Source organism: Saccharothrix sabaoui (genome assembly GCF_051756985.1).
Taxonomy (GTDB): domain Bacteria; phylum Actinomycetota; class Actinomycetes; order Mycobacteriales; family Pseudonocardiaceae; genus Actinosynnema.
Map to the genome: position 1 here is coordinate 1 of NZ_JBPKJK010000271.1, position 6,944 is coordinate 6,944.

At 75.6% G+C, this 6,944-nt stretch carries 4 protein-coding genes; 1 reads left to right on the plus strand and 3 read right to left on the minus strand.

Features of this window, described 5'->3' with window-relative positions:
- Positions 1–120 precede the first annotated feature (120 nt).
- On the plus strand, positions 121–1,833 hold the full coding sequence (selB, locus tag ACR807_RS40370) for a selenocysteine-specific translation elongation factor (protein WP_438926825.1): 1,713 nt from the start codon (positions 121–123) through the stop codon (positions 1,831–1,833).
- On the opposite strand, the gene nrfD is transcribed toward selB, so the two are convergent.
- The 3 genes from nrfD to fdh all read right to left on the minus strand — a co-directional run.
- Positions 1,783–2,778 carry an NrfD/PsrC family molybdoenzyme membrane anchor subunit gene (nrfD, locus tag ACR807_RS40375; RefSeq protein ID WP_438926826.1) on the minus strand — a complete coding sequence of 332 codons (996 nt, stop codon included), beginning with the start codon at positions 2,776–2,778 and terminating at the stop codon, positions 1,783–1,785. The genes selB and nrfD overlap by 51 nt on opposite strands.
- Positions 2,778–3,680: a 4Fe-4S dicluster domain-containing protein gene (locus ACR807_RS40380; protein WP_438926827.1), complete on the minus strand. Its 903-nt coding sequence runs from the start codon at positions 3,678–3,680 to the stop codon at positions 2,778–2,780. The genes nrfD and ACR807_RS40380 overlap by 1 nt, the downstream gene beginning before the upstream one ends.
- On the minus strand, positions 3,677–6,944 hold a 3,268-nt coding region (fdh, locus tag ACR807_RS40385), incomplete at its 5' end, for a formate dehydrogenase (protein ID WP_438926828.1). The genes fdh and ACR807_RS40380, both read right to left, overlap by 4 nt.

Below are 6,944 nucleotides of genomic sequence, written 5' to 3' on the forward strand. Positions count from 1 at the left end.
GGCGCGGCTGCGCGCCGGCCGGCCGCCGGTCGTGGGCCGGGTCGAGCGCGGCCGGTGCCTGCTGGACCTGCGCACCGTGGACCCCGCCGACGACGGCGCGCTGCGGGGAGCCGTGCTGCGATGCGGGTGATCGCCACCGCCGGGCACGTCGACCACGGCAAGTCCACGCTCATCCGGCTGCTGACCGGCATGGAACCCGACCGGTGGGCCGAGGAGCGCCGCCGCGGCCTGACCATCGACCTCGGCTTCGCCTGGACCACGCTGCCCGGCGGGCCGGTGGCGTTCGTCGACGTGCCCGGCCACGAGCGGTTCACCACCAACATGCTCGCGGGCGTCGGACCGGTGCCCGCCGCGATGCTCGTGGTCGCCGCCGACGAGGGTTGGATGCCGCAGTCCGCCGAGCACCTGGCCGCGCTCGACGGCCTGGACGTGCGGCACGGCCTGCTCGTCGTCACCCGCGCGGACCTGGCGGACCCGGCCACCGCCCTGGAGGAGGCCCGGCTGCACCTGGACGGCACGTCGCTGCGCGGCGTGCAGTCGGTGGTGGTCAGCGGGCGCACCGGCGAGGGCCTCGACGGGCTGCGCGCCGCGCTGGACGAGGTGGCCCGCGGCCTGCCCGAACCCGACCCGGCGGCCGACGTGCGGCTGTGGGTGGACCGGTCGTTCACCGTGCGCGGCGCGGGCACCGTCGTCACCGGCACCCTCGGCGCGGGCACCGTCGCGGTCGGCGACGAGCTGGAGCTCAACGGGCGGCGCGTGCCGGTGCGCGGCCTGCAGGCGCTGGGCGAACCGGTCGACCGGGTGGGCGGCGTGGCCCGCGTCGCGGTGAACCTGCGCGGCGTGGATCGCGACCGGGTGGGCCGCGGCGACGCGCTGCTCGCGCCCGGCGCGTGGCCGGTGGTGCGCGAGCTGGACGTGCGGCTGGGCGCGGCGGAGGTGCCCGCCCGGCTCGTGCTGCACGTGGGCTCGGCCGCCGTCCCGGCCCACGTGCGACCGCTGGGCCCGGGTACCGCGCGGCTGGTCCTGGCGCGCCCGCTGCCGCTGCGCGCCGGCGACCGCGGCCTGCTGCGCGACCCCGGCCTGCACCGGATCGCGGCCGGCGTGCTGGTGCTCGACGTGCGCCCGCCCGCGCTGACCCGCCGGGGCGCGGCGCGGCTGCGCGGCCTGGACCTGACCGGCGACGTGGCCGCCTCCCACCTGCGCCACCGCGGCCTGGTGACCGCGCGGGAGCTGCGCTCGCTCGGGTTCGGCGACGCGGGCGTGCCGGTGGGGGAGTGGCGCGCCGATCCCGACCACTGGGTCGAGCTGGTGCGCCGCGCGCCCGAGGCGGTCGCCGCGTGGCGGGCGGAGCAGCCGCTGGCCGCCGGGATGCCCACCGAGGTGCTGGCCCGCCGGCTCGACGTGCCGCACGAGCTGGTCGCGGCCGTCCTCGACCAGGCCGGGCTGCACGTGGTGGACGGCAAGGTGCCCACCGCCGCCGCGCTGCCCGCGCCGGTGGAGCGGGCGGTGGCCGCCGTGGAGGCCGACCTGGCGCGCGCGCCGTTCGCCGCGCCGGACGCGAACCGGCTCGCCGAGCTGGGGCTGGGCGCGCGGGAGCTGGCGGCGGCGGTGCGGGTGGGCAGGCTGGTGCGCGTCGCCGACGGCGTGGTGCTCGCACCCGACGCGCCGCAGCGGGCCGCCGCGGTCCTCGCCGGGCTCGACGGGCCGTTCACCACGAGCCGGGCCAAGGCCGCGCTGGGCACGACCCGCCGCGTGGCGGTGCCGCTGCTGGAGCTGCTCGACTCACTCGGCCTGACGCGCCGCCTCCCGGACGACACGCGCGTCGTCCTGTGACACCCGCTCCCGCTGGGGCACCACGACGTACTTGGGGTCCCGGGTGGACGCCACGCCGGCCTCGAACACGCCGAACCGCTGCAACGCGCTGCCCGCCAGCAGCGCCAGCCCGGACAGCACCGCCACCGCCCGGCCGCCCCGCCCGCCCAGCGCCCCGCCCCGCCCGCCCAGCGCCGCGCCCAGCACGCCGCCCGCGGTGAGGACCTCCGACCAGCGCCGCAGCCGGTGCGCCCGGCCCGTCGCGTACGCCTCGCGCACCAGGCCCAGCCGCCGCTCCAGCACCCGCGACGCGACCAGTTCGCCGACACCGCCGAGCACGGCGAACGCCCGCGCCGGACCGGCCTCGGCCACCGGCGCGAACACCATGCCCAGCCCGCCCGAGGCCGCCGCGGCGGACCCGGTGAACACGAACGGCAGGTGCGGGTGCGCCTCGTTCCACGCGGGCACGGCCGTCTGCGACAGCAGCACCGCCGTGTAGGAGGCGATGGCGGGCGCGACCACCGCCGACGACACCGCGGCCGGCCGCGCGGCCCGCTTGAGCAGCCGCGACCACCACCAGCGGCCGGGGAGCACCTCCGCCGCCGCGGCCGCGGCCACCCCCGGGCCGTAGGCGACGAGCGCCCACGTGCCCACGCTCATCGGCGACGTCGGCTTGGCCACCCGCAGCATGTGCAGGAACCGCTCCGGGCGACCCAGGTCCGCGACCAGGAACACCATGCCCGCGCCCAGCGACACCAGCGCACCCAGCCGTCCCGCGCGCCGCAGCGCGGCCCGCCCGGTCAGGTCCGCGCCCACCGCGAGCAGCGTCGAGCCGGCCGACACCCCGCCCGCGAACAGGTACGCGGGCACCGGCCACTCCCACGCGGGCGTCTGGAGCACCTGGCGGCCGTGGTACGAGCGGAAGTCCGCCCCCGGCACCACCTGGTCGTCGCGGCGGCGGCCCATCAGCGGCCCCCGGCGAACGCGACCACCGCGGCGGCGGCGAACGCGACCGCCGCCAGGCCCGCGCGCTTCCACATCGCCGCCAGGTCGCGCGTCGGCACCACGGGGTCCGGCGGCAGGCCGTACACCTCCGGCTCGTCCAGCAGCAGGAAGAACGCCCCGGTGCCGCCGACCCCGTCGCCCGGGTCCGCGCCGTAGAGCCGCGCGCCCTCCTCGCCGCGTTCGCGCAGGGTCTCCACGCGGGCGGCGGCGCGTTCGCGCAGCACGTCCAGCTCGCCGAACTGGATGGAGTCGGTGGGGCACGCCTTGGCGCACGCCGGTTCCTCACCCACCTTGAGCCGGTCGTAGCACAGGGTGCACTTCTGGGCCCGCCCGTCGCCCTCGCGGCGCTGGATCACCCCGTACGGGCAACCGGACACGCAGTAGCCGCACCCGTTGCAGATGTCCTGCTGCACCACGACCGTGCCGAACTCGGTGCGGAACAGCGCCCCGGTCGGGCACACGTCCAGGCAGCCCGCGTGCGTGCAGTGCTTGCACACGTCGGACGCCATCAGCCAGCGGAAGTCCGTGCGGGCCGCCGGGTCGGTCGAGGTGCCCGGCCGGTCGAACGACGGCATCCCCAGGTCCTGCGCGGCCGGCCCCGGCGGCGCGGGCCGCTGCTGCTCGACGAACGCCACGTGCCGCCACGCGTCCGCGCCGAGGTGCCCGGTGTTGTCGAACGACATGCCCAGCAGGTCGAAGCCGGAGGCGGGGACGTGGTTCCACTCCTTGCAGGCCACCTCGCACGCCTTGCAGCCGATGCACACCGACGTGTCGGTGAAGAACCCGACGCGCGGCGGGTGGTCGACGTACCCGGCCTCGCCCGCCACGTCGTGCAGCGGCCCGTGGAAGCTGTTCCCGGTCACGGCTCCTCCTCGGTGTGCGCGGGTCCTCCGGTGAGCACGTGCGTGCCGGTCTCGGCGGTGATCCCGGCGCGCCGCCGGTACCCCGCCAGGTACTCCAGCAGCGCCGGTCCGCGCGGGCGACGACCCGGTCGCACGTCACAGGTGGCGACCTTGGTCTCCTGGATGAACACGTTCGGGTCGACCACCACGCCGAACAGGTCGTTGGCCGAGTCGCCGGTGACCAGGCCGGTGGCGCCCCAGTGGTAGGGCAGCCACACCTGGTGCACCAGGCGGTCGTGCACGCGCAGCGGCGACATCCGGTCGGTGACCACCACGCGCGCCTCCACCGCCGCCCGGCTGGTGACCACGTGCGCCCAGCCCAGGTGCTCCAGGCCGCGCTCGCGGGCCAACCGCGGCGAGACCTCGACGAACAGCTCGGGTTGCAGCTCCGCCAGGTGCGGCACGGTCCGGCTCATGCCGCCCGCCGTGTGGTGCTCGGTGAGCCGCGCGGTGGTCAGCACGAACGGGAACACCTCGCCGTGCGCCTCGGGCGGCGACGGGTTCGACGGGTTGTCCGCCCGGCCGTAGACCTTGCGGGTCGGGTTGGCCTGCTGCCGGTAGACCGGGTTGGGCACCGGCGACTCGTGTGGCTCGTAGTGGGTGGGCAGCGGCCCGTCGGCCAGGCCGCTCGGCGCGAACAGCCAGCCCTTGCCGTCCGCCTGCATGACGAACGGGTCGTCGCCGTGCAGCGCCTCCGGTCCCACCGCGCCCGGGGGCGGCCGGTGGCCCGGCGGCTTGGTGCGCTCGAAGTCCGGCACGTCGTGGCCGGTCCACTCGCCCCGGTCGGCGTCCCACCAGACCAGCGCCTTGCGCTCGCTCCACGGCCGGCCGTCCGGGTCGGCGGAGGCCCGGTTGTAGAGCACGCGGCGGTTCATCGGCCACGCCCAGCCCCACTCGGTGGCGTAGAGGTCCTGCTCCTGGCCCGGTTTGCGGCGGGCGGCCTGGTTGACGCCGTCCGCGTAGACGCCGCTGTAGATCCAGCAGCCCGCCGCCGTGCTGCCGTCCGCCTTCAGCTCGGTGTAGCCGTTCACCGGTCGGCCGGTGGTCAGGTCCAGGCCGTTGACCCGGCGCAGCACGTCGTCCGCCTGCGGCTCGTCGCCTACCACGGCGTAGTCCCACCACAGGTCCAGCAGCGGCCGGTCGCGCTCGTCGGTGGACCCCGCGAGCCGCTCCCGCAGCATCCGGCCCAGGTGGTAGAAGAACCACAGCTCGGAGCGCTGGTCGTCCTTCGGCTCCACGGCCTTCTCGCGCCACTGGAGCATCCGCTGGGTCTGGGTGAACGTGCCCTCCTTCTCCACGTGCGACGCGGCGGGGAAGAAGAACACCTCCGTGCGGCACTCCTCGGGCACGATCTCGCCGGTCTCGACCTCGGGGGAGTCCTTCCAGAAGCTCGCCGACTCGATCATGGTCAGGTCGCGCACGACCAGCCAGTCCAGGTTCGCCATGCCGAGCCGCTGGAGCTTCCCGTGCGCCGAGCCGACCGCCGGGTTCTGGCCGAGCAGGAAGTAGCCGGACACCTTGCCGTCGACCATGTCCATGACCGTGCGGTACGTGCCGTGGTCGCCGGTGACGCGGGGCAGGTAGTCGAAGCAGTAGTCGTTGTCGGCGGTGGCCTTGTCGCCCCAGTACTCCTTGAGCAGCGACACGGTGTACGCGTCGGCGTCGTGCCAGAAGCCCTTCTGGTGCTCGGCCCGGATGTCGTCGACGTAGGCCGCCAGGTCGGTGTGCTCGGGCGTGGGCATCGGCAGGTAGCCGGGCAGCAGGTTGAACAGCGTCGGGATGTCGGTGGAGCCCTGGATGCTCGCGTGCCCGCGCAGCGCGAACACGCCGCCGCCGGGCCGGCCGATGTTGCCCAGCAGCAGCTGGACGATCGCCCCCGCGCGGATGCACTGCGCGCCCGTGCTGTGCTGGGTCCAGCCGACGCTGTAGACCAGCGCGCCGGTCCGCTCGCGGCCGGAGTTCGCCGTCCACGCGTCGCAGACGGCCCGGAACAGCTCCTCGGACACGCCGCACACGCGCGCCACCATCTCCGGCGTGTAGCGGGCGTAGTGCCGCTTGAGCACCTGGTAGACGCACCGGGGGTGCTCCAGGGTCGGGTCGGCGGCGATCCGGCCGCTGCCGCCCTCGACCTTCGGCCCGCCCGAGCCGTGCTGGTACGGCGTGGACCGCTCCTTCGCGCCCGCGCCGCGGTGCTGCTCGGCGGACTCGTCCTCGTCCACCGTCTCGTACTGCCACGACGTCGGGTCGTACGAGGCGGTCCCCGGGTCGTAGCCGCTGAACAGCCCGTCGAGGTCCTCGGTGTCCCGGAAGTCCTCGCTCACCAGGAACGAGGCGTTCGTGTAGGGCACCACGTACTCGCGGAAGTCCAGCCCGTTGCTCAGGACGTGGTTGATCACCCCGCCCAGGAACGCGATGTCGGTGCCCGCGCGCAGCGGCACGTGGGCGTCCGCGTGGGCACTGGTGCGGGTGAACCGCGGGTCGACGTGCAGGACCTTCGCGCCGCGCTCCTTGGCCTCCATCACCCACTGGAACCCCACCGGGTGCGCCTCGGCCATGTTGGAGCCCATGATGACGATGACGTCGGAGTTGATCAGGTCCTGCTGGTAGTCCGTCGCGCCGCCGCGACCGAAGGAGGCCCCCAGACCGGGAACCGTGGCGGAGTGTCAAATGCGGGCCTGGTTCTCGATCTGGAGCGCGCCGAGCGCGGTGAACAACTTCTTGATGAGGTAGTTCTCCTCGTTGTCCAGCGTCGCGCCGCCCAGGCTGGCGAAACCGAGGGTGCGGCGCACGCGCGCGCCGTTCTCGTCGACGTCCTGCCAGCCCTTGGCGCGGGCGTCGAGCACCCGGTCGACCACCATCCGCATGGCCGTGCCGAGGTCCAGCTCCTCCCAGTCGGTGCCGTGCGGCGGGCGGTGGAGCACCTTCCGCGCGCGCTGCGGGCCGGTGACCAGTTGCGTGCTGGCCGACCCCTTCGGGCACAGCCGGCCGCGCGAGATCGGGCTGTCCGGGTCGCCCTCGACCTGGAGCACCTCGTCGTCGGCGACGTACACCCGCTGGCCGCAGCCGACGGCGCAGAACGGGCAGACCGACCTGGCCACGCGGTCGGCGCCGGCGGTGCGCGCCACCAGGCCGGCGGACCGGGGCGACTGCGCGGCCTCGCCCCGCCCGAGCGGGTCCTCGCCGGTGAGCTGCCGGAACACCGGCCACCCCGCAAGCCACTGCCGT

Bases quoted from the DNA above. Each gene is read 5' to 3' on its own strand.
- selB (WP_438926825.1), top strand. From the start codon at position 121: ATGCGGGTGATCGCCACCGCCGGGCACGTCGACCACGGCAAGTCCACG.
- nrfD (WP_438926826.1), bottom strand. From the start codon at position 2,778: ATGGGCCGCCGCCGCGACGACCAGGTGGTGCCGGGGGCGGACTTCCGC.